The 25208-nt window shown below is 52.4% G+C and carries 19 protein-coding genes, 1 rRNA gene and 1 riboswitch; of the genes, 6 read left to right on the plus strand and 14 right to left on the minus strand.

Features of this window, described 5'->3' with window-relative positions:
* Positions 1 to 44 precede the first annotated feature (44 nt).
* Both yjbE and pgi read right to left on the minus strand, forming a co-directional pair.
* Positions 45 to 293, minus strand: a complete 249-nt coding sequence (yjbE, locus tag PMPD1_RS20420) for an exopolysaccharide production protein YjbE (RefSeq protein WP_173635775.1) — start codon at positions 291 to 293, stop codon at positions 45 to 47.
* 541 nt (positions 294 to 834) lie between these two features.
* On the minus strand, positions 835 to 2481 hold the full coding sequence (pgi, locus tag PMPD1_RS20425; protein WP_173635776.1) for a glucose-6-phosphate isomerase: 1647 nt from the start codon (positions 2479 to 2481) through the stop codon (positions 835 to 837).
* 303 nt (positions 2482 to 2784) lie between these two features.
* Here pgi and PMPD1_RS20430 point away from each other — a divergent pair, with 303 nt between their 5' ends.
* The 4 genes from PMPD1_RS20430 (at position 2785) to panS (ending at position 6778) form a co-directional block, all read left to right on the plus strand.
* A complete protein-coding gene (locus PMPD1_RS20430) occupies positions 2785 to 3066 on the plus strand; it encodes a hypothetical protein (protein ID WP_173632123.1) in 282 nt (93 codons plus the stop codon).
* Positions 3067 to 3117: 51 nt separating this feature from the next.
* Positions 3118 to 3357: riboswitch (Lysine riboswitch) on the plus strand.
* Positions 3358 to 3455: 98 nt separating this feature from the next.
* Positions 3456 to 4811, plus strand: a complete 1356-nt coding sequence (gene lysC / locus PMPD1_RS20435; protein WP_173635777.1) for a lysine-sensitive aspartokinase 3 — start codon at positions 3456 to 3458, stop codon at positions 4809 to 4811.
* A 174-nt stretch (positions 4812 to 4985) separates the two neighbouring features.
* The gene (aqpZ, locus tag PMPD1_RS20440) at positions 4986 to 5678 is read left to right on the plus strand and encodes an aquaporin Z (RefSeq protein ID WP_173635778.1); all 693 of its coding nucleotides are present in this window, start codon (positions 4986 to 4988) and stop codon (positions 5676 to 5678) included.
* A 185-nt stretch (positions 5679 to 5863) separates the two neighbouring features.
* Entirely contained in the window at positions 5864 to 6778 is a 915-nt protein-coding gene (panS, locus tag PMPD1_RS20445) for a ketopantoate/pantoate/pantothenate transporter PanS (RefSeq protein ID WP_173635779.1), read from the plus strand.
* 69 nt (positions 6779 to 6847) lie between these two features.
* Here panS and PMPD1_RS20450 read toward each other — a convergent pair whose 3' ends face one another.
* The 6 genes from PMPD1_RS20450 to PMPD1_RS20475 form a co-directional block, all read right to left on the minus strand.
* On the minus strand, positions 6848 to 8479 hold the full coding sequence (locus tag PMPD1_RS20450) for a Na/Pi cotransporter family protein (RefSeq protein ID WP_173635780.1): 1632 nt from the start codon (positions 8477 to 8479) through the stop codon (positions 6848 to 6850).
* A gap of 119 nt (positions 8480 to 8598) precedes the next feature.
* Positions 8599 to 9591, minus strand: coding sequence for an ABC transporter ATP-binding protein (locus PMPD1_RS20455; RefSeq protein ID WP_173635781.1), 993 nt, complete (start codon positions 9589 to 9591; stop codon positions 8599 to 8601).
* A gap of 2 nt (positions 9592 to 9593) precedes the next feature.
* A complete protein-coding gene (locus PMPD1_RS20460; RefSeq protein ID WP_173635782.1) occupies positions 9594 to 10379 on the minus strand; it encodes an ABC transporter permease in 786 nt (261 codons plus the stop codon).
* A 23-nt stretch (positions 10380 to 10402) separates the two neighbouring features.
* Complete coding sequence (locus PMPD1_RS20465; protein WP_173635783.1) at positions 10403 to 11242, minus strand: ABC transporter permease; 840 nt, start codon at positions 11240 to 11242, stop codon at positions 10403 to 10405.
* On the minus strand, positions 11239 to 12060 hold the full coding sequence (locus tag PMPD1_RS20470) for an alkaline phosphatase family protein (RefSeq protein WP_173635784.1): 822 nt from the start codon (positions 12058 to 12060) through the stop codon (positions 11239 to 11241). The genes PMPD1_RS20465 and PMPD1_RS20470 overlap by 4 nt, the downstream gene beginning before the upstream one ends.
* A gap of 9 nt (positions 12061 to 12069) precedes the next feature.
* Positions 12070 to 13131 carry an ABC transporter substrate-binding protein gene (locus PMPD1_RS20475; protein WP_173635785.1) on the minus strand — a complete coding sequence of 354 codons (1062 nt, stop codon included), beginning with the start codon at positions 13129 to 13131 and terminating at the stop codon, positions 12070 to 12072.
* A gap of 206 nt (positions 13132 to 13337) precedes the next feature.
* On the opposite strand from PMPD1_RS20475, the gene PMPD1_RS20480 reads away from it, so the two are divergent.
* Positions 13338 to 14039: a UTRA domain-containing protein gene (locus tag PMPD1_RS20480; protein ID WP_173635786.1), complete on the plus strand. Its 702-nt coding sequence runs from the start codon at positions 13338 to 13340 to the stop codon at positions 14037 to 14039.
* Between the two features lie 26 nt (positions 14040 to 14065).
* On the opposite strand, the gene metH is transcribed toward PMPD1_RS20480, so the two are convergent.
* On the minus strand, positions 14066 to 17749 hold the full coding sequence (gene metH, locus PMPD1_RS20485) for a methionine synthase (RefSeq protein WP_173635787.1): 3684 nt from the start codon (positions 17747 to 17749) through the stop codon (positions 14066 to 14068).
* Positions 17750 to 17943: 194 nt separating this feature from the next.
* On the opposite strand from metH, the gene iclR reads away from it, so the two are divergent.
* A complete protein-coding gene (gene iclR / locus PMPD1_RS20490; protein ID WP_173635788.1) occupies positions 17944 to 18777 on the plus strand; it encodes a glyoxylate bypass operon transcriptional repressor IclR in 834 nt (277 codons plus the stop codon).
* On the opposite strand, the gene aceK is transcribed toward iclR, so the two are convergent.
* The 5 genes from aceK to rrf form a co-directional block, all read right to left on the minus strand.
* Entirely contained in the window at positions 18771 to 20522 is a 1752-nt protein-coding gene (gene aceK / locus PMPD1_RS20495; protein WP_173635789.1) for a bifunctional isocitrate dehydrogenase kinase/phosphatase, read from the minus strand. The two genes, iclR and aceK, sit on opposite strands and share 7 nt — an antisense overlap.
* Before the next feature lie 24 nt (positions 20523 to 20546).
* Positions 20547 to 21854 carry an isocitrate lyase gene (gene aceA, locus PMPD1_RS20500; protein WP_173635790.1) on the minus strand — a complete coding sequence of 436 codons (1308 nt, stop codon included), beginning with the start codon at positions 21852 to 21854 and terminating at the stop codon, positions 20547 to 20549.
* A gap of 19 nt (positions 21855 to 21873) precedes the next feature.
* Positions 21874 to 23472, minus strand: coding sequence for a malate synthase A (gene aceB / locus PMPD1_RS20505; RefSeq protein WP_173635791.1), 1599 nt, complete (start codon positions 23470 to 23472; stop codon positions 21874 to 21876).
* 258 nt (positions 23473 to 23730) lie between these two features.
* On the minus strand, positions 23731 to 24660 hold the full coding sequence (metA, locus tag PMPD1_RS20510) for a homoserine O-acetyltransferase MetA (protein ID WP_173635792.1): 930 nt from the start codon (positions 24658 to 24660) through the stop codon (positions 23731 to 23733).
* A 267-nt stretch (positions 24661 to 24927) separates the two neighbouring features.
* A 5S ribosomal RNA gene (rrf, locus tag PMPD1_RS20515) occupies positions 24928 to 25043 on the minus strand.
* Positions 25044 to 25208: the final 165 nt, after the last annotated feature.

Genomic DNA, 25208 nt, shown 5'->3' on the forward strand with positions numbered 1-25208 from the left:
AAAAATAACCACACGAACGTGTGGTTATGATTAATTAAGTCGACTTAACGCGTCGTGCCAGTGGTGGTCGTGGTAGTTGTTCCGGTATTAGAACCGTCACCGCCGCCAGAAGCGGTCAGTGCAACCCCCAGTAACGCACCTACTGCGCCAACGCCAACAGCCGTAGAAGTGCCGGAAGACATGGTCTCCGCATTGGCACCCGCTGCTTCACCTGCATCTCCCGGCGCGGCGAACGCGGCGGAGGCTGCGGCGAAATACAGCACGGCTGCAGTCGCACATAGGACTTTTTTCATACTTACTTTCCCTTCATTAGATGAATGGATTGCCTGCCAGGATGGAATCAGGCCAGTTCAGTATAGGGCAACAAATTACCAGAAATCAGAGCATGCGCGCGGGTGAGGAAAGACAACAATAATTAGTTTAAAACTCTTAAAGTTAACAATAAAAGCAAATAAAAAACTAAATAAAATAATTATATAAATTTAAATAATAGAATTTAGAAAATTACCAGAACAATCGCAAAAATGAGCATGTATAAGCGGTAACCGCCATAAAAATAGCGATTATGCAAACACCATAGTTGAAAAACATATTACTATCAATTAATTAACTGACAAAACAATACAAAACAACGGCTTTAAAATGGGAAGGTGATTCAGATTAATCTTGCGTTAAAACATGGCCCTGAGCGAATTTTTAGGAAAAAACCTAAGACAGATTACGCAATTTTTCCAGTTGAGGCGTCTAAAAATGCGCCCACGATCGCGAAAATAAAACCGGGCGAGGTTAACCCCGCCCGGTTCTCATTTAACCACTTACTCCTGCGCCGCAGGATTAACGCCAGCTTTTATAGCGGTTAATCAACCCATTGGTTGAACTGTCATGGCTGGTTACTTTCTCGTCGCCGCCTAACTCCGGCAGAATACGGTTAGCCAGTTGTTTGCCCAACTCCACGCCCCATTGGTCGAAAGTGAAGATGTTCAAAATTGCGCCCTGAGTAAAGATTTTGTGCTCATACAGCGCAATCAGCGCGCCCAGGCTGTAAGGCGTAATGTCGCGTAGCAAAATCGAGTTCGTTGGACGATTCCCCTGGAACACTTTAAACGGCACGATGTGCTCAACCGACTTCGCGTCTTTACCTGCATCGGTGAACTCTTTTTCCACCACTTCACGCGATTTACCAAATGCCAGCGCTTCGGTTTGCGCAAAGAAATTCGACAGCAGTTTCTGATGATGATCGCCCAGTTTATTATGGGTAATCGCCGGTGCGATAAAGTCACACGGAACAAGCTTAGTCCCTTGGTGAATCAACTGATAAAACGCGTGCTGACCATTGGTGCCTGGCTCGCCCCAAATAATCGGGCCAGTTTGATAAGACACCGCCGCGCCGGTACGGTCCACATATTTACCGTTTGACTCCATATTGCCCTGTTGGAAATAGGCGGCAAAACGGTGCATATATTGGTCATACGGCAGGATTGCTTCAGTTTCTGCGCCAAAGAAGTTGTTGTACCAAATACCAATCAACGCCAACAAAATCGGCAGGTTCTTCTCCGCCGGGGTTGTTGAGAAGTGTTTATCCATCGCGTGCGCGCCGCTCAGTAACTTCTCGAAGTTATCAAAACCGATCGACAGAATGATAGAGAGACCGATAGCCGACCACAGTGAATAACGGCCGCCTACCCAGTCCCAGAATTCGAACATGTTGTTGGTATCAATACCGAAATCACCTACCGCTTTAGCATTGGTCGACAACGCGGCAAAATGTTTCGCCACATGCTGCTCGTCGCCTGCGCTTGCCAGGAACCAGTCACGCGCGCTGTGGGCGTTGGTCATCGTTTCCTGGGTGGTAAAGGTTTTTGACGCCACCAGGAACAAGGTGGTTTCCGGGCTCACATTTTTCAGCGTTTCGGCAATGTGCGTACCATCCACGTTGGAGACAAAGTGCATAGTAAGATGGTTTTTATAAGGACGTAGCGCCTCGGTCACCATAAACGGGCCAAGATCGGAGCCGCCGATACCGATGTTCACCACGTCAGTGATCGGTTTACCGGTGTACCCTTTCCATTCTCCGCTAATGATACGTTCGGAAAAGGCCTTCATCTTCGCCAGCACCGCATTGACTTCTGGCATCACGTCTTTACCGTCGACCACAATCGGCGTGTTGCTACGATTACGCAACGCGACGTGCAGGACCGCGCGATCTTCAGTACGGTTAATTTTCTCGCCAGAGAACATGGACTTAATCGCGCCCGCTAAATCGGTCTCTTTTGCCAGCGCCTGTAATTTATCCAGCGTTTCCGCAGTAATGCGGTTTTTAGAGAAATCCACCAGCATCTGATCGTCGAAGGTGGCGGAGAACTTAGCGAAACGGTCGCTATCTTTAGCAAAAAGATCGGCGATTTCAACGTCTTTCATCTGTTCGAAATGCTGCTGCAACGCCTGCCAGGCAGCGGTTTGTGTCGGATTGATATTTTTCATAACAACACTCTTTTTTATTTGAGAACCGTAATTCTGACCGGGCGCCATGTTACCTGGTACAAAGCAAAATCACTCCTTTTCCTGCAACAGGTTACGACTATCGTTCGGGTGGATTGGTTCCACCATTTGCCCGGGGCTAATTATAATTCAGCTGGCGGATAAGATGCCCGCCCAGCGTTTCAGTATGACTACTCTTGCAGTCTAAAGGAAAAATTTTATGACGCTTTCTCCTCCCCTGCTATTGGTGATTATCGGGCTAAGTTCTTTAGCCGCACAGTGGCGAAGGCGCACTGACTTTACGCTTTGATGAAATTCGCGGGCCTGCCGCCGCTGGCCAGTGCCGTGACCGTGGTACTGGCCCAGCGGTTATCGCTGCCTATCTTTATCCTTTTGGTTTTTGAATTCATTGTGCTGCATCAGCAAGCTGAATCGTTAAACCTTTTGTTCTGGACTTTAGGCGTTACGGTCGTGCCCGGTTTGATCATCGGTGCGCTTGACGCAATGCGTAGAGAAAGCGCGCCATCGTTGCCTTGTACTCTGATTGCGCTAGTACAAAATGAAAATTACTCAAACGGCAATCGTTGACAGCGAAGCGATTAACCGATATTTCTAATCCGCTACTTGCGTACCTGTACGCAAGCCAGAAGAGGCGCGTCGCCCAGGTAGTGTGTTGGAGGAGCCGTATCCGGTGAAAACACATAAGGGGGTGCGACGCCGAGGCGGGAGACACGCGGCGTGTTAACCGTCGACCGCAGGGGCTGAATCCCCTGGGTTGTCACCAAGATTGTTCGGCAGTCGGACAATCTATATCCCGCAGTGCTGGCGTTAAAAAAGGCGTCAGCATCGGGGTATACAAGGTGGGGCGCTTCTGGGTGACTCGTAGTAAGCTAACACTGTTCTACGTCTGCCCCGTTTCTGCTCTTCCCTTGTGCCAAGGCTGATGGAATAAAACCTGACACGGGGTACTTTTTTGCATGTCTCAAACTAATCTTATCGTGGCGAAATTCGGCGGCACCAGCGTAGCCGATTTTGATGCTATGAACCGTAGTGCCGATGTGGTGCTGACCAATCGCGACGTTCGTTTGGTGGTGCTCTCCGCCTCCGCCGGGGTGACTAATTTACTGGTCACGCTGGCGGAAGGCCTGGAGCAGCAGCCGCGCGCTTATCTGCTGGATGAAATTCGCCGTATCCAATACGGCATTATCGATCGCTTACAACAGCCAGACGTCATTCGCGACGAAATCGACCGCATGCTGGAGAACATTACCATGTTGTCGGAAGCGGCAGCGCTAGCCACTTCCACAGCGCTGACCGACGAGTTGGTCAGTCACGGCGAACTGATGTCCTCGTTACTGTTCGTGGAAATATTGCGTGAACGCCAGGTTGCCGCCGAGTGGTTTGACGTGCGTAAAGTCATGCGCACCAGCGATCGTTTTGGCCGCGCTGAGCCGGAGATCGCCATTCTGGCGGAACTGACCACCACACAGCTCAAACCACGCCTGCAAGACGCGATCATTATTACTCAAGGGTTTATCGGCAGCGAAGGGAAAGGACGCACCACCACATTAGGCCGTGGCGGCAGTGATTATACCGCCGCCCTGCTGGGCGAGGCGTTACACGCGAAACAGATTGATATCTGGACGGATGTGCCGGGGATTTATACCACCGATCCACGCGTCGTCGCCTCCGCTCATCGCATTGATGAAATCACGTTTGAAGAAGCGGCGGAGATGGCGACCTTCGGTGCCAAAGTTCTACATCCCGCGACCTTATTACCGGCAGTGCGTAGCGATATTCCGGTGTTTGTCGGCTCCAGTAAAGATCCATCGGCAGGCGGCACGTTAGTGTGTAATAAAACGCAGAATCCTCCGTTGTTCCGTGCGTTGGCGCTACGCCGTAAACAAACGCTACTGACCTTGCACAGCCTGAATATGTTACATGCGCGCGGTTTTCTTGCCGAAGTGTTTAACATTCTGGCGCGCCACAATATTTCGGTCGATTTGATTACCACCTCCGAAGTCAGCGTGGCGTTAACGCTGGATACGACAGGCTCAACTTCTACCGGCGACAGCCTTCTGACGCAAGCGTTGCTAACCGAACTCTCTTCCTTATGTCGGGTCGAGGTGGAAGAAAATCTGGCACTGGTGGCGCTTATCGGGAATAAACTTTCACAAGCGTGCGGCGTAGGGAAAGAAGTGTTTGGCGTACTTGAACCGTTTAACCTGCGTTTGATTTGCTATGGTGCCAGCAGCTATAACCTCTGCTTTTTGGTGCCGGGTAACGACGCCGAGCAAGTGGTTCGGGCGTTACACCATAACCTGTTTGAATAATCTTGCAAGCGGGCCGCCCGGCCCGCTGTTTTAGCACGCCTCTTCTCGGTTTTACCCTAAAAAAAATCCTAAAAGCATCCATTTACCGGCAATTCCCGACAAAATATTTGACGAGATATTATTCAAATTCTGATAATCACGCGCACAAAATTTTACTTAAGTAAGGATACATTGATGCACAAGAAACTTTTCGCCGAGCTATTAGGCACATTTGTACTGGTGTTTGGTGGCTGTGGCAGCGCAGTACTCGCCGCGACTTTTCCGCAATTAGGGATTGGTTTTGCCGGCGTCGCGCTGGCGTTTGGTTTAACCGTGTTAACCATGGCTTACGCGGTGGGACATATCTCGGGTGGTCATTTTAATCCGGCTGTCACGCTGGGTTTATGGGTGGGTGGACGAATTAAATTTTGCCAGGTAATCCCCTATATCATCGCGCAGGTGATTGGCGGTCTGCTGGCGGGTGCGGTGTTGTACGTCATCGCCAGTGGTCATGCCGGGTTTGATGCCAGCGCCGGGTTTGCTTCAAACGGCTACGGCGAACACTCTCCGGGCGGTTATTCGCTAATGGCGGGCGCGGTGATTGAAATCGTCCTGACGGCGGTATTCCTGATTGTGATTCATGGCGCGACCGATAAACGTGCGCCAGCCGGGTTTGCGCCACTGGCGATCGGCCTGGCGCTGACGCTGATTCATCTGATCAGTATTCCGGTGACCAACACCTCAGTGAACCCGGCACGCAGTACCGCGGTGGCGCTGTTCCAGGGAAGCTGGGCGCTGGAACAGCTATGGATGTTCTGGGTAATGCCGCTGATCGGCGCCATTATCGGCGGCGTGATTTATCGTTTCCTGTTGGAAGAAAAAGCGTAAACCGTTTCTTGCCTGACTAAGCCCTGCATTTTGCAGGGCTTTTTTATTTCTCCTTCGCCGATTTCTCGCGGGTTTTCACGCCTTTTTTTGATGATATAGTCTAAGCGCGTCTTCCTCGTTCCGGACGACGACATTGTCTATTGGCAAACACAACCTTCACACTATTCTAATAAGGAAGTCTGGCCATGCTCGCCAAAATTACCCGACTGTTCCCTTTATGGGCGGTTTTGCTCTCCCTTGCCGCTTATTACTCTCCAGGTACCTTTCTGCCGATCGGCCCTTGGGTAACCTATCTGCTGATGCTGATTATGTTTGGCATGGGCGTGACCCTGAATATCGACGATTTTAAACGTGTGCTGGTACGTCCGGCACCAGTGATCGCCGGGACTTTTTTGCACTATCTGGTGATGCCGCTGGCGGCATGGGGGCTGGCGAAACTGTTTCATATGCCACCTGATCTGGCTGCCGGGATGATTCTGGTCGGCAGCGTTGCCAGCGGCACCGCCTCTAATGTGATGATTTATCTGGCGAAAGGTGATGTTGCCCTGTCGGTTACCATCTCCTCCGTATCGGCACTGGTTGGCGTATTTGCTACGCCATTACTCACCAAATTGTATGTCGATACCCATATTCAGGTCGATGTCATTGGCATGCTGTTAAGCATCGTGCAGATTGTAGTGGTGCCCATTGGCCTCGGGCTGATTATCCATCACGCCTTCAATCGGCTGGTGAAACGTGTTGAACCTTGGTTACCGGCGTTTTCGATGCTGTGTATTTTACTGATCATCAGCGCCGTGGTGGCGGGCAGCCAAGGCTTTATTGGTTCGGTCGGCCTGGTGGTGATTGCGGCAGTGATTTTACACAATGCCATCGGGTTACTCGGCGGTTATTGGGGCGGGAAACTGTTTGGGTTTGATGAATCCACTTGTCGTACGCTGGCGCTGGAGGTGGGGATGCAGAACTCTGGTCTGGCGGCGACATTGGGCAAAATTTATTTCAGCCCATTAGCGGCACTGCCCGGCGCGCTGTTTTCTGTGTGGCACAACCTCTCCGGTTCGTTGCTGGCCGGTTACTGGTCTGGTAAATCGGTGAAAAAATAGCGGGATTAGTCAAGAAATGATCGGGTGGCGAGGCGGGTTCCGCTTCGCCACCAAACCAGCTTAACACCGTTACGATTTTTCATCCGCTTCATCGTCGTCCGGTTGCTCCAGCACGCTATAAGCCACCGCGCAAAACAGAGAATTTAAGCGCTTCATATCCCCCAGCAGGCCGAGGTGCAGCGAACTGGTTTCAATACTTTGTACGTTCTGCTGATGCAGGCGATCAACATGCGCATGGGAGAAACGCCGATCGGTGAGGCGGAAACGATGCTTGGCGCGGCGCAGGCGGCGGGCGCTGATGGTATCTCGTGATAAAAAGACCGATAACCCCAGGCGCAAATTGTTTAACAGCAACTCGAGCAGCGTCTCCAGCTCTTTCAGCCCCTCTGGTGAAAAGGCGCGGCGTGCCGCCAGCGATTTGTCCGCCACATCCCCGCTCATACGTTCGATGATATCGCCCGCTTGCTCAAGATTAAGCGCCATTTCAATGATCTCCGCCCAACGGCGTGAGTCCTCTTCCGGTAAATCTTCTTTCGGCATACGTGCCAGATAGAGTTTGATCGCGGTGTACAACACATCAACGTCATCGTCCATACGGCGAACTTCACGTTCTTGCCGCGGTTCACCATGCACGACTTTGCTAAAGGTCATCAGCATTTGCTCTAAAACATCGCCGATGCGCAACGTTTCCCGCGAGGCATTTGCCAGCGCCAACGCCGGTGTGTCTAGCGCGCTACTATCAAGGTGCCGGGGTTTGAGCCGGGTATCGGTTTCCTGATCGTCGCGGATGAGGCGTTTGCACAATCTGGCCATCGGCTCGGCAAACGGCACCATCACCAGGCAGCGGATCAGGTTGTAAAAGACATGGAAAAAGATCACCAACTCTTCTGAATTAACCGGCAGCTTACTTAACCCACTGGCGATAACGTTAATCAACGGTAATACCGCCAGGCTACCGATAAATTTAAACAACAAGCTACCCAGCGCAACCCGCTTACCCGCAGCATTTGAGGTACTGTTATTTAGCATTGCCAGTAAACCGCTGCCAAGATTAGCGCCGATCACCAGACAGAGCGCGACCTTGAAAGAGATCACGCCGGTGGCGGTCAAGGTAGCGGTAATCAACACCGCAGCCAGACTCGAATAACTGATAATCGCAAACACCGCGCCAATCAGCGCATCCAACATAATGTCGCCGGTCAGCGAAGAGAAAATAACCTGAACGCCAGACGCTTCGGTAATCGGCCTTGCCGCTTCTACTATCAGTTGGAGCGCCAGCAAAATCAGCCCCAGCCCAATGCTGGCCCTGCCGAGTTGACCTGCACGGGTCTGCTTACGCCCGAGGAAAAACACCACGCCAAAGAAAATAAATAACGGCGACAGCCATGACAGGTCAAAAGTCAGGATCCGCGCCATAATGGCGGTCCCCACATCGGCGCCCAAAATCACCACTAGCGCAGGCGTCAGACCCACCAGGTTCTGCGCCACGAAGGAGGTAACCAGCAGCGTGGTGGCATTACTACTTTGTACCAGCGTGGTGACGCCGATACCGGCCAGAAACGCCATTGGTTTCTTTTCTACGCTGCGGCTTAATACGCGGCGCAAATCCGCGCCATAGACACGCATGATGCCAGTACGCACAATATGCGTGCCCCACACCAGCAGGGCGACGGCAGAGAGTAAATTAAGCAGAGTTAACACCGATATGCGCTCCTTTTGCGTCAGGCTATAACATTATCCACTGCCAGCCTGACGCACAGGAGCAGCCAACAACCTCGTTGCCGACCATGCGCGCCATATAAGAGTTTTTTGCTTATTTTTCAGGCTACTTCACGCAAGGTCGCCATATCTAACTGTAGACCAATCATCTGCCCGTTAGCGTGAAGATCGTCAACAGAACGGTTTAAGACATCGACGGAAAGCTCAACATCGTGCGCATTCACCCGATAACGAATAACGTTTCCCAACAAGCTGTGACTGACTATTTGCGCGGCGACACCCTGTTCAGGCGCACACAGACGAATAGATTCCGGCCGAACGGCAACTTGACCGCTAAATGGCACGCCAGTCAGCCGCGTCGCCTGTTCCGCCGTCAACAAATTGTAATTACCAATAAAGCCAGCGGAAAAGAGATCGACGGGCTGAGTGTACAACGTTTCCGCATTGCCCTGTTGCACAATCTTTCCCCGGTTCATCAACACAATACGGTCAGAAAGCGTGAGCGCCTCTTCCTGATCGTGGGTAACGAAAATGGTGGTGAGATTAAGCTCTTGCTGAATTCGGCGAATTTGATCGCGTAGATGACGGCGTATACGCGCATCCAACGCAGAGAGCGGTTCATCAAGTAACAACAAGCGTGGACGAGTCACCAATGAACGCGCTAACGCTACACGCTGACACTGGCCGCCGGAGAGCTGATGCGGATAACGGCGGGCATATTCATTGAGTTCAACCAGCGCCAGGACCTCTCCAACGCGCTGGCGAATCTCAGCAGCGGTGTGTTTTTGCATCTTCAAACCAAAGGCAACGTTCCCTTCCACCGTCATATTGGGAAACAACGCATAGCTTTGAAACACCATGCCGATCGCACGCTTTTGCGGCGTCAGCGGTACAATATCTTGCCCCTGTAGAATGATTTCACCGTCATCCACCGAGGTGAGCCCCGCTAAACAGCGTAGCAGCGTTGATTTACCGCAGCCGCTCGGCCCCAGCAGCGTCACAAACTCCCCTTCATTTGCTGTGAAATCAATCTGTTGGAAAATTTGCGTTGGGCCGTAACTTTTATTCAGTTGTTTTACATTCAGATAAGACATGCTTAGCCTCGCTCACGATTCAGGGCATTCGCCAGCCAAGTGACCACCAGTACAACAAAGAAATAGGAGATCACCAACGCGCTGGTGAAATGCCCGCTTCCATTGCGCATGTTGTACAGATAAACCTGTAGCGTTTCATAGCTGGTGCCGACTAGCAGGTTAGCAAACACAAACTCACCAATCAGAAAAGAGAAAGATAACAGGACGGCAATGGTCGCGCCTTTACGTAAATTAGGCAGCACCACGAGCCAGGCGGCCTGCCAGGTGCTGGCGCCGAGCAAATGCGCCGCATCGATTAACTCTCTGAGATTAATCGCCTGCATATTGTTGGCGATGGCACGATAGATAAACGGCAACGCGATAGTGAAGTAACAGCCAATCAAAATCCACGGCGTACCGGTCAACGCCAGCGGCTCGGAGGAATAAAGCTGTAATAAACCGACGGAGGAAACCACCGGAGGGATGGCGAACGGTAGCAAAATAAGGATATTCATGACCGCATCTAGTTTTGGAAAATAGTAAGCGATTACAAACATCGCAGGCAGCACCAGTACTAGTGAGAACAGTAACGAACCAAAACAAATAAGTAACGAATGCCAGAGCGCGGTCAGAAAGCGCGGATCGCTCCACAACGCCGTCATCCACTTCAGCGTAAAGCCATCCGGAACAATGGTTGCGCCCCATTCTGTCGCCAGCGCATACAGTAGTGTCACCGCTAAAGGTACAGCCAGAATCAGAAACACCAGCCACACGATGATTCGGTGATAGATTTTTTCAGCGTATCGCATCGCCGCCTCCTGTCATCGCGGGGTTATTGCGCATTGAGATAACTCCGCCTGACCAACCATTGATGAATGACGGTGATTATTGCCATCAGAACCACCAGCAACATCGCCAAGGCGCTGCCGGTATTCGGGTCTAACGAAATATCACCTGATACCAGCGCCGCGATACGTACCGGAATCACGTTAAAATTGCCGGTGGTTAACGCGTAAATGGTGGCATACGCACCCAACGCATTCGCCAGCAGGATAACGAAGGTGCCAATCAGCGCCGGAGACAAAATCGGTAAACCAATGTGCCACCAATAGCGCCAGCGGCTGGCGCCCAGCAACTCTGCCGACTCTTGCCACTCTTTTTTCAAACCATCAAACGCCGGATAAAGCAGTAAAATCCCCAGCGGGATCTGGAACCAGGTGTAGACCACCACCATCCCATCACGCGAAAACAGCCGAAAACCATCCATTACGCCATATTTGCGCATCAGAAGTGTCAAACAACCGTTTAATCCCAGCAAAATAACGAAGGCAAAAGCCAGCGGTACACCGGCAAAATTACTGGTCATATTGGTGAAAGACATAAAAAAACGGTGTAAACGCCCGTTCCCTAATTGATGCAGGGAATAGCCGCCAAGCAGCGCAATGAGCAAACCGTACAGGCTCGACCACAGAGAGATATCCAGCGAGAGACGTATCGCCTGTTGATAAAAAGGAGAAGTGAGAATGTCACTGTAATTATCCCATCCCCACGCTTGGTTAACATCGCTCCAGAAGCTGTTTATCGCAATCCATACCAATGGCGCTATCTGAAAAGCGAGATAAAACAGAACGAAAGGTAACAGACACAGTAGCGCTATACCTTTTCCTCTCATAGGCCTGGCTCCCGTTTTGGTGCCAGTAGCTCACGGCAAACCGGCTTATCGTGCGCTACGCCCAGTACTTCACATAGCGTACCGCACAGCTCAGTCTGCTTCGGTGTCAGATCGGGTTGCAGTGAAAAAGCGGCGCCAAAGACAAATAGCGGCACGCCGGTTTCCTCCGGCAAAATGCCGCCGTGACTGCGATCATCATTCATGCCGTGATCGGCGGTAACCACCACTTGATAACCTGCCGCCAGCCAACCCGGCATCCACTGCGACAGATAGCCGTCGGCCATCCGTGCTTTGTTGCGGTAAGGCGTGGAGGAGAGGCCATGACGATGACCGGCATCATCAATATTCATCGGGTGGATCAGCAAAAAGTCCGGGTGGTGCCGCAGCCGCAAACTTTCCGCATCCTCAAACAGATGAGAGTCCGGATAGGTATCGTCATGATAAAAATGAGCGTGCTGAATCGGCAGAGAGGGCTCATCAGTATGGCGATCGCGTGCCGCGACAAACGGCGAGCGGTTATACAGTTCGCTGACCCAGTGATAAGCCGCCGCCGCTGTGGTTAACCCCGCCTCGCGCGCATAATGGAACAGGCTGCGTTCTTGGCTTAACCGACTGACGCCATTATGAATAATGCCGCTTTTCACCGGCGTAACGCCGGTGAGAATGCATTCATAGAGCGGACGGGAAAGCGAGGGCAGTTCGCAGGTCATGGCGTAGTAGTACCCGTTTCCCTGCGCACACTCCGCGTGCAGATAACCCATCGCAAACTGTGCAACCTGATTGCTTAGGCCATCCAACACCACCAGAATCGTTTTCATCGCCACCTCTTATTGCTGCATATTGATCATCACGTTTTCTTGCCACAGGCGCGGCAGTATTTTTGACGTTTTATCCCATGCTGCCTGGTCGGCTATTGGACGCGCGCTTTTATATTCCGCCGCTGGCAGCAATTTCGCCTGCACATCGGCCGGTAGCGTCAAGTGCTCAGCGCGAATCGGACGAGCATAGCCCTTCGCGAGGTTGGTTTGACCGGCATCAGAGAAGATGTATTCGCGCGCCAGCTTGGCGGCGTTCGGATGCTTCGCGTATTTGTTGATAATAGTGGTATAGCCGGAGGTGATTGAACCATCCGACGGGATCAGCACTTCGAAGCGGCTCTTATCAATCTGATCGCGGTAATTCAGACCGTTAAAGTCCCAGACCACCGCGACGGCGATCTCCCCTTTTTCGATATTAGAGATGACCGGATCGGTCACGCCCAGACGCCCTTCTTTCGCCAGCTGGCCAAAAAACGCCAATGCCGGTTTAAGGTTCTTTTCATCACCGCCGAGCGCGTAGTTAGCCGCCAGCACGCCGTTTGCAGCCTGTGCGGCAATGCCGACGTCACCGATAGTGACCACATACTTCCCTTTTTTCAGGTCAGCCCAGCTATGCGGAATATCCTTCACCAGTTGTTTATTCACTAAAAAGGCGATGGTCCCGGTGTAGGCTAGCGCCCAGTGACCGTCTTTATCTTTTGCCCAATCGGGAATTTGGTCCCAAGTGGTAGGTTTATACGGCTGGGTCACGCCCTTTTGCATCGCGATGGGGCCAAAGGCGGCGCCTACATCGCCAATGTCCGCACTGGCATTGCCTTTTTCCGCCGCGAATTTAGCAATTTCCTGCGCGGAAGACATGTCGGTATCGCTGTGTTTCAGGCCATATTTGCTGCTGATGTCGTTCCAGGTATCTTTCCAGTTTGCCCAACTGTCCGGCATACCGACGCTGTTGATTTGCCCTTCGCTTTTCGCCGCTTTTTCCAGCGCAGAAAGGTCAGGATCTGCGGCATGCGCCGCCGGGAGAGCGAGAAGAATGGCACTGGCTAACACAGATGCGAACAAAGGTTTCATAACTGATGCTCCAGATGATAAGTTGAATGGCCTTCTGGACTAGTCCAGCAAGATCCGAGCCAATCTAGCCTGGCGGTATGACAGTTTTATGTCAGCCGGTGGGTTTGCCGTCTGGTCCAACATCTCTGATAGCATTGGAAATGGCTTTTCGCGCTCTTTTCGATCTGTTTATGTGCAGCTTCGCACCAAATTGAGGCTTTGATGTGATGAAAGCATTAACCGTCGATGTCATTTGCCAGACCATCGCCGCCTGGATTCGTCAGGGGGATTTCGCGGGAAGTGGACGTTTGCCCTCTGAGCGCAACCTAAGCGAGCAGTTCTCCACCACCCGTATTACGTTACGTGAAGCGCTTGGGCAACTGGAGTCGCAGGGATTGATTTACCGTGAGCTACGGCGCGGCTGGTTTATCTCACCGCCACGGCTGGTGTATAACCCGCTACATCGCAGCCATTTTCACGCCATGGCGCAGCGTCAGGGCCGGGCGGCACAGACCGAGGTGCTGGATGCGCAACGGGTGAATGCAAGCCGTAAGCTGGCGGAAAACTTAGGCATTGCCGAGGGAAGCGACGTGTTTCGCATTCGGCGTTTGCGGCGTATTGATGGCCGCGCGGTGCTGTATGTTGAGCACTATTTGAACCCGGCCTGGTTTCCCGGCTTGCTGGAGTTTGACTTAACCCAGTCGCTGACCGATCTCTACGTCAATCATTACAATATTCGTTATGGGCGGGTGCGGTTTACCATGCTACCGGGGCCGCTACCGGCGTTTGCGGCGCCCACGCTCAAAGTCGCCGCCGGAAGCCCGGCGCTGTTTATTACCCGTATTAACCGCGATCAGCATGACAGGATTATTGATTGCGATTATGAGTACTGGCGTTATGACGCGTTGTGTGTCGATGTGGAGGCGTGACGGCGCGGCAAGCCGCGCCCAATAACTCAATCGGCATCATAGCCCAGGTTCGGCGCTAACCAGCGCTCAACTTCGCTCACGCTCATCCCTTTACGCGCAGCGTAATCCTCAATTTGGTCGCGCTGCAGCTGCGCCACGGCGAAATAACGGCTATCCGGATGACTGAAATACCAGCCGGAAACCGCCGCGCCCGGCCACATAGCGAAGGATTCGGTCAGCTTCATGCCGGTATTCGCTTCCACATCCAGCAAGGCCCAGATGGTGGCTTTCTCGGTATGTTCCGGGCATGCCGGATAACCCGGCGCCGGGCGAATGCCCTGATAATTTTCGCGAATCAGTTCTTCATTGCTCAGATTTTCATTGGCGGCGTAGCCCCAAATCACTTTACGTACCCGCTCATGCAGATATTCAGCAAAGGCTTCCGCCAGGCGATCGGCAATCGCTTTAACCATAATCTTGTTATAGTCATCATGCTGACGATCCCAGGCTTCCGCCAGCGCATCCTCTTCCAAACCGCCGGTAACAGCAAACGCGCCAAGATAGTCGGCTTTACCACTGGCCTTCGGTGCCACGAAATCCGCCAGGCAATAGTTAGCAAACCCCGTCTTTTCAGTCTGCTGGCGTAAGTGATGACTTACTTGCAAAATATGCGACCGCGATTCGTCTTGGTAAATTTCAATGTCATCGCCAACCCGGTTAGCCGGGAAAATCCCCACTACGCCGCGCGGCGTGAGCGTTTTTTCGGCACTCAGCTTATCCAGCATCGCATTGGCGTCGGCAAACAGACGTTTCGCCTCTTCGCCTACCACCTCATCTTCCAAAATTCGCGGATATTTCCCCGCTAATGACCAGGTCATAAAAAAGGGCGTCCAGTCGATGTAATTGCGCAGCGTATCGATGCTGGCTTCTACCTGGCTGACGCCTAAACGATGCGCAGGTGGCGGCGTATAGCTATCCCAATCGAACGCCAGGTCATTATCGCGGGCGACCTGTAGCGACACCGGCGGCGTGCGCGGTTTTTTGCGACCATGCTGGATGCGCACCGTTTCGTACTCTTTTCGGGTGCGTGCCACAAATTCCTCTTTCTGCGTTGCGGAAAGCAGCGAAGACACCACGCCAACGGTGCGCGAGGCGTTCTGCACGTATACCGTTGGCCCACTATAGTTTTGCTCAATTTTTACTGCGGTGTGTGCTTTCGAGGTCGTCGCGCCGCCAATCAGCAGCGGCAGCGTAAAGCCCTGACGCTCCATCTCTTTTGCCACGTTCACCATCTCATCCAGCGAAGGGGTGATCAGGCCGGACAGCCCAATAATATCCGCCTGTTCCTCACGTGCCGTTTTGAGGATTTTATCGCCCGGCACCATCACGCCGAGATCGATAATTTCGTAGTTATTACACTGCAATACCACGCCGACGATATTTTTACCGATGTCGTGAACATCGCCTTTAACCGTCGCCAGCACGATTTTACCGTTGCTGCTGCCCTTCTCTTTACTCGCTTCAATAAACGGTTCGAGATACGCCACCGCCTGTTTCATCACGCGGGCGGATTTCACCACCTGCGGCAGGAACATTTTCCCTTCGCCAAACAGGTCGCCAACCACGTTCATACCGGCCATCAACGGCCCTTCAATCACTTCAATCGGGCGGGAAACGTTCTGCCGCGCGGCTTCGGTATCCTGCTCAATAAATTCGGTAATCCCTTTCACCAGCGAGTATTCCAGCCGTTTTTCTACCGGCCAACTCCGCCATTCGGCCTGTTGCTTGGTACTCTCGTCGTCACTTTTACTGCCACGATATTTTTCCGCCAGCTCCAGCAAACGTTCGGTGCCGTCATCACGACGGTTACGGATGACATCCTCCACCGCCTCACGCAGTTCGGCAGGCAAGTCGTCATAAATCGCCAACTGTCCGGCGTTGACGATGCCCATATCCATACCGTTACGAATCGCGTAGTAGAGGAACACCGCGTGAATGGCCTCACGCACCGGATCGTTACCACGGAAGGAGAAGGAGACGTTGGACACGCCGCCGGAGATCATGGCGTGAGGGAGTTCGCGCTTAATATCTTCGCAAGCGCCGATGAAATCCATCGCGTAGTTATTGTGCTCTTCAATGCCCGTCGCGACGGCGAAAATATTCGGGTCGAAAATAATATCTTCCGGCGGAAACCCAACCTCTTCGGTCAAAATTTTATAGGCGCGGCGACAAATTTCGATTTTACGTTCGCGTGTATCCGCCTGGCCGACTTCATCAAACGCCATCACCACCATCGCGGCGCCATAGCGACGAACCAAACGTGCATGATGAATAAACGGCTCGACGCCCTCTTTCATCGAAATCGAGTTAACAATCCCTTTTCCCTGGATGCACTTGAGCCCTTTTTCAATCACCTCCCACTTGGAGGAGTCAATCATAATTGGCACGCGGGAAATATCTGGCTCACCGGCAATTAGATTGAGGAAACGCACCATGGCGGCTTCCGCATCCAGCATCCCTTCATCCATATTGATATCAATGATCTGTGCGCCGCTCTCTACCTGTTGGCGCGCAACATCCAGCGCTTCATTATATTTTTCTTCTTTGATCAAACGCTTAAACTTCGCCGACCCGGTAACGTTGGTTCGTTCGCCCACGTTAACAAACAGCGAGTCGGCACTGATGTTGAGCGGTTCCAGACCCGATAACCGACAGGCCACCGGCACTTCCGGAAGTTGGCGTGGCCTTACGCCGTCAACCACCCGTGCAATGGCGGCAATATGTTGCGGCGTGGTGCCGCAGCAACCACCGACAATGTTCAGGAAGCCTGCGCGCGCCCACTCGCCAATCTGTTCCGCCATAATGTCGGCATCCAGATCATACTCACCAAAAGCATTGGGCAGGCCAGCGTTTGGATGCGCGGTCACATAGCATTCGGCAATGCGCGACAATTCCGCCACATACTGCCGTAACTCATCCGGCCCCAGCGCGCAGTTCAAACCGAAGGAGAGAGGTTGTGCATGGCGCAGCGAGTTATAGAATGCTTCAGTGGTTTGACCGGAGAGCGTACGACCTGACGCATCGGTAATGGTGCCGGAGATCATAATCGGCAGCGCGATCCCCATCGCCTCGAACTCGGTTTGTACCGCGAAGATCGCCGCTTTAGCGTTTAACGTATCAAAGACGGTTTCGATCATGATCAGATCTGCACCGCCCTCCACCAGCGCGCGCGCGGACTCACGATAGGCCTCAACCAGTTGATCAAAGGTAATGTTACGGAAGGCGGGATCGTTAACGTCAGGCGAAATAGAACAGGTGCGGTTAGTTGGGCCTAATACGCCAGCAACATAGCGCGGACGATCCGGCGTTTTCTGCGACCACTCATCGGCGCAAGCGCGTGCCAGCTTCGCGGCAGCGAAATTGATTTCCGCCGAGAGCGCTTCCATATGGTAATCCGCCATCGCGATCGAAGTGGCGTTAAAGGTGTTGGTTTCCAGAATATCCGCGCCGGCTTCGAGGTAAGCGTAATGGATTTCGCTAATCACCTCGGGTTTAGTGAGCACCAGCAGGTCATTATTACCTTGTAGATCACTTTGCCAGTCGGCAAAACGTTCTCCGCGAAAATCACGCTCGGTTAGCTTATAGCTTTGGATCATGGTACCCATACCGCCATCCAATACCATAATGCGTTGCGCGAGCTGCCGTTGCAGCGCTTCTATTCTGTTACTCACTCTTGCCTCATCCGCGTCATTAGGTTGGCAGAAATGCCAGCGAAACAGTCTGGCATAACTTTTGAAACGGTAAAAGGCATGCCGGATGAGACATTTTCAGTTTATGTCGACTGCTCCGACCAGAAAAGCATGCGTTGCAATATTGCTCAATAAAACGAAAATGATTTCCATCAGGTGAAAATAAGGAGTGAGGTATGGCGACACCGGTTACCGCAAAGCGCGGAAAAAAACCTCGTGGCACTGCGGCTCAAGCCGCTCAGCCGGTTGGTCAGGTGCAATCTCTGACGCGTGGATTAAAGTTGCTTGAATCCATCGCCGAGTCCCACGGCAGTATTGCGTTAACCGAATTGGCGCAGCAGGCCGGGTTACCTAATTCAACCACCCACCGTTTATTAACCACCATGCAGCAGTTGGGTTTTGTTCGCCAAGTGGGCGACCTCGGCTATTGGACAATTGGCGCACACGCCTTTGTGGTGGGTAGCAGCTTTATGCAAAGCCGTAACCTGTTGGCAATGGTGCATCCATGGTTGCGTAAGCTGATGGAAACCTCCGGCGAAACGGTCAACCTGGCGGTGCTGGATTTAAGCGACCATCAGGCGGTGATCATCGATCAAGTGCAATGTACGCAGTTGATGCGTATGTCCGCGCCTATCGGCGGCAAGTTGCCGATGCATGCTTCCGGCGCGGGCAAAGCCTTTCTGGCGAATTTGAGCGAGGAGCAAGTAACCGAGCTGTTACATCGTAAAGGGCTGCATAACTACACGCCCAAGACGCTGATGTCACCGCAGAGTTTAAAGGCCGACCTCGCGCAGGTGCGTAAGACCGGCTATTCCTTTGATGATGAAGAACACGCATTGGGGTTGCGTTGCGTTGCGGCCTGTATTTATGACGAGCACCACCAGCCGTTTGCCGCGCTCTCGATCTCAGGCCCGATATCGCGCGTGACCGATGACCGGGTGACTGAGTTAGGGGCGTTGGTGATTAAAGCCGCGAAAGAGATCACCCGTGAATATGGCGGTAGTCATTGATGACGCTGGTTTTGCGCTAAGTCGGGCGCATAGCGTTGGCAAAAGCGCTGGCGGCGGCGGTAAGCAAAAACATCTTCAATATGACCGTGCCGAATTCGTTGTTGCAACGCACGCCAGTAATCGGCGCAAAACAGTTCGCCATGCATCTCATCAAACAGTGCCGCAATCGCCGGGTCGGTACAGAGATAATGGCGAAACTCTTCCGGGAAAACATCTTCCGGCGCCACGCTGTACCACGGTTCAAGGCTTAACTCATCTTCCGGGTAGCGAGCTGGCGGAATGGTGCGAAAATTCATCTCAGTCATGTAATTGATTTCGTCATAATCGTAAAACACCACCCGTCCGTGGCGTGTGACGCCAAAGTTTTTAAACAGCATATCGCCCGGGAAAATATTCGCTGCCGCCAGTTGCTTGATTGCATTGCCATACTCCTCAATCGCTTCACGCCGCTGTGGCTCTGTCGCCTGCTCTAACCAGAGGTTAAGCGGCGTCATACGCCTTTCCAGATAGAGATGCTGAATGACAATCTTATCGCCCTCTTCGCACAGTTTTTCCGGTATCTCCTTGCGTAAAGCAGCCAGTAATTCGGCGCTAATCCGCGCCTTCTCAATGGTAAAGTTTTCAAACTCTTGCGTATCCGCCATTCGCCCCACGCGGTCATGCTCCTTTACCAGTTGATAGCATTGGCGCACACGTTGCGCCGTTACCTCTTTTTGCGGAGCAAAGCGGTCTTTAATCACTTTAAATACGCGATCAAAACCCGGCAGAGTAAACACCAACATCACCATGCCCGGTACACCGGGGGCGATCACAAATTGCTCGGTGGTACGCGCCATGTAATAGAGATATTCACGATAACTTTCCGTTTTACCGTGCTTTTGGCAACCAATCGCCATATACAATTCGGCGGTGGTTTTACCCGGCAGAATTTCACGTAGCCACTCCACCAACGCACCCGGTAGCGGCGCGTAAACCATAAAGTAGGAGCGCGCGAAACCAAACACGATGCTGGCTTCGCTTTTGCGCGTTAGGCAAGTATCAATCCACAATGTGCCCTCATCACTACGGTGGATCGGCACCAAGAAAGCGTAAACGCCGGTGGGCAGACGAAGTTTTGCCACCAGCCAGGCGGCTTTGTTACGATAGAACAACTCGTTTGCTACCTGTAGCCGTGCCTGTGAAAGCGCCTGCGCGCTGAAATTTTCCTGAAGGTGCGCGATGATCCAGCCAATATCCCGCGTGAGATCCTGCCACGGCAGGCGTAGCGGTAAGTCGTTGAGCAGACGGCGTAACAGTTCAGGCCAGCCTTCCGTGGCGCTGAAAGTGCGCGTCAGTGGGCGAGAGAGCGTGCGCAAACGGCGTTCAGGCTGAGAGCTAAAGATAAATAGACGCTCCGGCAACAGCGCCCGATGACCGAATAAGCGGCAATAGACCGAGTTAAAGAAGCTTTCTGCGATCTCAAAACGGGGGTAATCCGGCAACAGATCGGTATAGATCTGTTTAACCCGCGCCAGAAAAGCGTCCTCAAAAGTCTGCCCGCCGGTAATACAGCGTAATTGCTCAACCACCAATCCGACATGGTGATCATACAGATGAATGCGCGCCTTCATCGCCTGTTGTACCGCCGGCCAGTCAGCCTGTTCAAAGCGCTGCTGGGCACCGGCGGTAATCTCCAGGAAGCGACCATATTGCGCGTCAAAGCCCTGTAGGATGGTGTGCGCAATTAGCGTATCCAGTTCCGCCATCTCTCATCTCACTTACGGCTCGAATTAACCAAACTGCTGCTCTTCGGTCGACCCGGTTAATGCCGTGACCGAGGAGACGCCGCCCTGAATAATGGTGGTGACGTTATCAAAGTAGCCGGTTCCGACTTCTTGTTGATGTGAGGAGAAGGTATATCCCTGTTTAATAGCGGCGAACTCCGGTTGCTGCACTTTCTCCACGTAGTGCCTCATACCTTCGCCCTGCGCATACGCGTGCGCCAGGTCGAACATGTTGAACCACATGCTATGGATACCGGCCAGCGTGATGAATTGGTATTTGTACCCCATATCTGCCAGTGTCTGCTGAAAGTGAGCGATGGTGGCGTCGTCGAGGTTCTTCTTCCAGTTGAAGGAAGGGGAACAGTTATACGCCAGTAATTTGCCGGGAAAACGCGCGTGGATCGCCTCGGCAAACCGTCGTGCCTGCTGTAAATCTGGCGTAGAGGTTTCACACCACAGAACATCGGCGTAGGGTGCATAAGCCAATCCACGGCTGATCGCCTGCTCTACCCCGGAACGGGTGCGGAAGAAGCCCTCTGGCGTGCGTTCTCCGGTGATAAACGGGCGATCGTACTCGTCGCAATCTGAAGTCAGTAAATCCGCCGCATCGGCATCGGTGCGGGCAATCAGCACCGTGGGAACCTCCATCACATCTGCCGCCAGACGCGCCGCCACCAGTTTTTGGATTGCCTCTTGCGTTGGCACCAGCACTTTGCCGCCCATATGACCGCACTTCTTCACCGAGGCCAGTTGGTCCTCAAAATGGACGCCTGCCGCCCCTGCCTGGATCATCGCTTTCATTAATTCGAAGGCGTTGAGAATGCCGCCAAAGCCTGCTTCGGCATCGGCCACAATCGGTAGAAAATAATCGACATAGCGTGTATCGCCGGGTTCAATCTGATTGGCCCACTGAATCTGGTCGGCGCGCTGGAAGCTGTTGTTAATGCGCTCGACAACGGATGGCACCGAGTTAGCCGGATACAGCGACTGATCCGGGTACATGCTGGCCGCCAGGTTGGCATCAGCCGCAACCTGCCAGCCGGAGAGATAAATCGCCTCAATGCCGGCTTTTGCCTGTTGTAAAGCCTGGCCGCCGGTTAACGCGCCCAAACTATTAACATAATCTTTTTTCGCGCCACCGTTTAATAGCGCCCAGAGTTTTTCCGCGCCGCGCTGAGCAAGCGTATTAACCGGGTTTATCGATCCGCGTAATTTCACTACCTCGGCGGCGCTATAGGGACGTGTAATGCCTTCCCAGCGTGCATGGCGCCAGGATTGTTCCGTTTGCTGGATTTGTTGGGTACGTGAGGTCATGGCAAATGCTCCTTTTTTCTCAAGGAATCAAGCGGTAGCCCGGCAGAGTTAAAAACTCAACCAGCTCGGGTTCGGTGGTAATACGTTCCATCAGGCGCGCGGCTTCATCGAATCGTCCCTGACAGAACCGCTGGTCGCCCAACTCTTCCTGGATCACCCGAATTTCTTCGGCCAGCAGGTCGCGAAATAGGGCTTGCGTGACAACCTGCCCGTTATCCAGCGTTTTTTCGTGGCGGATCCATTGCCAGATCGAGGTACGAGAAATTTCCGCCGTAGCGGCATCCTCCATCAGGCCGTAAATCGGCACACAACCGTTACCTGAGATCCAGGCTTCGATGTATTGCAGCGCCACGCGGATGTTGGCGCGCATGCCCGCTTCGGTGCGAGCGCCGCGACAAGGTTCCAGCAATTGTGCCGCAGTAATGGGCGCGTCTTCTTCACGCAACACATCGAGCTGATTAGGCTTTTCACCCAACGCACGGTCAAATACCGCCATTACTGTATCCGCAAGACCAGGGTGGGCCACCCAAGTGCCATCGTGACCATTCGCCGCTTCGCGTTCTTTATCCGCCTTCACTTTTTGTAGAACTTGAGCGTTCCGTTCCGGATCTTTACTGGGTATAAACGCCGCCATGCCGCCCATCGCAAACGCGCCGCGGCGATGGCAGGTTTTGATCAATAAGCGCGAGTAAGCATCAAGAAATGCTTGATCCATGGTGACAGATTGGCGATCGGGCAGGACGCGATCGGGATGGTTTTTCAGCGTTTTGATGTAGCTGAAGATATAATCCCAGCGCCCGCAATTCAGCCCAACAATGTGATCGCGCAGATGAAAAAGGATCTCATCCATTTGAAACACAGCCGGTAAGGTTTCGATCAATAACGTTGCTTTAATGGTGCCGCGCGGTAGCGAGAAGCGATCTTCGGTAAAGCTGAACACTTCACCCCACCAAGCCGCCTCTTGCCAGGATTGGGTTTTCGGCAAGTAGAAGTAAGGCCCACTGCCTTTTTGTCGCAGAGCTTTCACGTTGTGAAAGAAGTAGAGCGCGAAATCAAACAAGCCGGCCGGGATCGGCTCATCGCGCCATGTCACATGCTTTTCTGGTAGGTGCAAGCCGCGTACACGGCAGATCAATACCGCCGGATTGGGGTTAAGTTGGTAACGTTTTCCCGCTTCGTTGGTATAGCTGATGGTGCCGTTTACCGCATCGCGCAGATTGATCTGACCGTCAATCACCTTTTCCCAGGTTGGCGATAAAGAGTCTTCAAAATCGGCCATAAATACGTTCACGTTAGCGTTCAGCGCATTGATTACCATCTTGCGTTCTACCGGCCCGGTAATTTCTACCCGGCGGTTTTGCAGATCGAGCGGAATGCCACGAATTTTCCACTCTCGATTTCTAATGGAATAGGTTTCCGAAATAAAATTCGGTAAGGTTCCGGCATCAATTTGCCGTTGCTCCATGGTGCGAGTGGCTAATAAGGCGTTGCGCTTTGCGGTGAAACGCGTCGCCAGTTCGCTAAGGAACGCGATAGCTTCCGGTGTCAGGATCTCTTTTTCTTGTGCGCCAAAGGGTTGTTTAAAGGCCAGTTCAGCGTTAACGGTGGATTGTGTCATTACGGTGCTCCTCTCGATCTTATCTGGTTTGTACTGCCTGATGTGGATCGCGCGCGGCTGTGCAATTTTCATGCGACAAGATCAAGACTACGTTCAGTTATTTATAAAATCAAAAACAATTTCCATTTTTAAATATAAACACACATACATTATTGATAAACAAAGAGTTAAAGGCAGGTTTATGCAGGAAGGAATTTTCATAATAAAAAAGGCGCCATTTGGCGCCGTTGATCGAAGAGAGTGTTATTGAAGGGAAACTTAGTCGAGAGTCGGGTTCATATGCCGTAGATCGAAAGGTGTGATTTGATAGACGTAGTAGTTTAACCAGTTTGAAAACAGCAAATTACCGTGGCTACGCCAGCTCGCGCGTGGCGGGTTTTGTGGATCGTTATTTGGGAAGTAGTTATAGGGAACATCCGGGCTCAGCCCGGCTTCAATATCGCGGAAATATTCGCCTGAGAGTGTAAGCGGATCATATTCCGGATGTCCGGTAACAAACGCCAAGCGTTTATCTTTGCTGGCGAATAAGTAAGCACCGGTTTGGTCAGACTCAGCAAACAACTCCAGATCGGTATAGTCGCGCAGTAATTCAGTCGGGAAGTCGGCATAGCGTGAATGTGGCGCCAGGAAGGTGTCATCAAAGCCGCGTGTCAGCAGAGCGTGCGGATGTAAGATCTGATGTTCGTAGACGCCTGATAGTTTTTTTTCTCGCGTTTGTTTTGGAATGCCATACAAAATGTTGAGTGCCGCCTGTACCGCCCAACAGACAAAAAGCGTTGAGGTGACATGTTCTTTTGCCCAGTGGAGTACCCGCTGAATTTGCGGCCAGTAGGCGACATCATTGAACTCCACTAATCCCAGCGGCGCACCGGTCACGATCAAGCCGTCAAAGTTATCGTGCTGGATGTCTGTAAAGTTACAGTAGAAGTTATTCAGGTGTTCCATCGGCGTATTGCGTGATTCACGGCTATCAATACGCAATAGTTGGATATCGATCTGTAAGGGTGAGTTTGAGAGCAGGCGTAAGAACTGGTTTTCCGTCTCAATTTTTTTGGGCATTAAGTTAAGTACCAACACTTTTAACGGGCGAATTTCCTGCGTGCTGGCGCGTGAAGACGTCATGACAAAGACGTTTTCATTGCGCAAAAAATTGACGGCGGGTAATTCATCGGGAACCCTGATTGGCATAACCTGCTTTCCTCACAACATACGTTTATACGTTTAGACATCCAGATAGCTGAAGATACCTTGAGCACGGGCAAATGTCGAGACTTCATCCGATAGTTGAAAATGTTTCAACACCTTAGGGATAAGGAGGGATTGGCATGTAGATTGAAGCAGGTGTTTATGCTGCCTGATGGCGGTTTATATCGCGTTTTATTATGTGGATGGGGATGGGTAACGCAAACGAAAAAAGCCCCGTACGTCAGTACGGGGCCTCGTTCTTGATATAATGCCTGGCAGTTCCCTACTCTCGCATGGGGAGACCCCACACTACCATCGGCGCTACGGCGTTTCACTTCTGAGTTCGGCATGGGGTCAGGTGGGACCACCGCGCTAGTGCCGCCAGGCAAATTCTTGCTGCACGGAACGAATATAACGCTCTGCTGCTGCGTTGCCTGCGCTTGCAAAGTCAGTCACATACCTTATGTATGCTCCCTCCTTTCCTGCGCTGGTCGCCTTGCTTCAGCACGTTCTCTTTCGTTCCCGCAAATGCTTTTATCCGGTAAACTCGC

The sequence above is a fragment of the Paramixta manurensis genome, from assembly GCF_013285385.1.
In the GTDB taxonomy this organism is placed as follows: domain Bacteria; phylum Pseudomonadota; class Gammaproteobacteria; order Enterobacterales; family Enterobacteriaceae; genus Paramixta; species Paramixta manurensis.

Excerpts from the sequence above, each read along its gene's own strand:
- PMPD1_RS20475 (WP_173635785.1), bottom strand. The coding sequence starts at position 13,131 with ATGAAACCTTTGTTCGCATCTGTGTTAGCCAGTGCCATTCTTCTCGCT.
- iclR (WP_173635788.1), top strand. The coding sequence starts at position 17,944 with ATGGCGACACCGGTTACCGCAAAGCGCGGAAAAAAACCTCGTGGCACT.
- aceK (WP_173635789.1), bottom strand. The coding sequence starts at position 20,522 with ATGGCGGAACTGGATACGCTAATTGCGCACACCATCCTACAGGGCTTT.
- yjbE (WP_173635775.1), bottom strand. The coding sequence starts at position 293 with ATGAAAAAAGTCCTATGTGCGACTGCAGCCGTGCTGTATTTCGCCGCA.
- aceB (WP_173635791.1), bottom strand. The coding sequence starts at position 23,472 with ATGACACAATCCACCGTTAACGCTGAACTGGCCTTTAAACAACCCTTT.
- PMPD1_RS20470 (WP_173635784.1), bottom strand. The coding sequence starts at position 12,060 with ATGAAAACGATTCTGGTGGTGTTGGATGGCCTAAGCAATCAGGTTGCA.
- panS (WP_173635779.1), top strand. The coding sequence starts at position 5,864 with ATGCTCGCCAAAATTACCCGACTGTTCCCTTTATGGGCGGTTTTGCTC.
- aceA (WP_173635790.1), bottom strand. The coding sequence starts at position 21,854 with ATGACCTCACGTACCCAACAAATCCAGCAAACGGAACAATCCTGGCGC.
- aqpZ (WP_173635778.1), top strand. The coding sequence starts at position 4,986 with ATGCACAAGAAACTTTTCGCCGAGCTATTAGGCACATTTGTACTGGTG.
- PMPD1_RS20460 (WP_173635782.1), bottom strand. The coding sequence starts at position 10,379 with ATGCGATACGCTGAAAAAATCTATCACCGAATCATCGTGTGGCTGGTG.
- PMPD1_RS20480 (WP_173635786.1), top strand. The coding sequence starts at position 13,338 with ATGAAAGCATTAACCGTCGATGTCATTTGCCAGACCATCGCCGCCTGG.
- metA (WP_173635792.1), bottom strand. The coding sequence starts at position 24,660 with ATGCCAATCAGGGTTCCCGATGAATTACCCGCCGTCAATTTTTTGCGC.
- lysC (WP_173635777.1), top strand. The coding sequence starts at position 3,456 with ATGTCTCAAACTAATCTTATCGTGGCGAAATTCGGCGGCACCAGCGTA.
- PMPD1_RS20455 (WP_173635781.1), bottom strand. The coding sequence starts at position 9,591 with ATGTCTTATCTGAATGTAAAACAACTGAATAAAAGTTACGGCCCAACG.
- pgi (WP_173635776.1), bottom strand. The coding sequence starts at position 2,481 with ATGAAAAATATCAATCCGACACAAACCGCTGCCTGGCAGGCGTTGCAG.
- PMPD1_RS20465 (WP_173635783.1), bottom strand. The coding sequence starts at position 11,242 with ATGAGAGGAAAAGGTATAGCGCTACTGTGTCTGTTACCTTTCGTTCTG.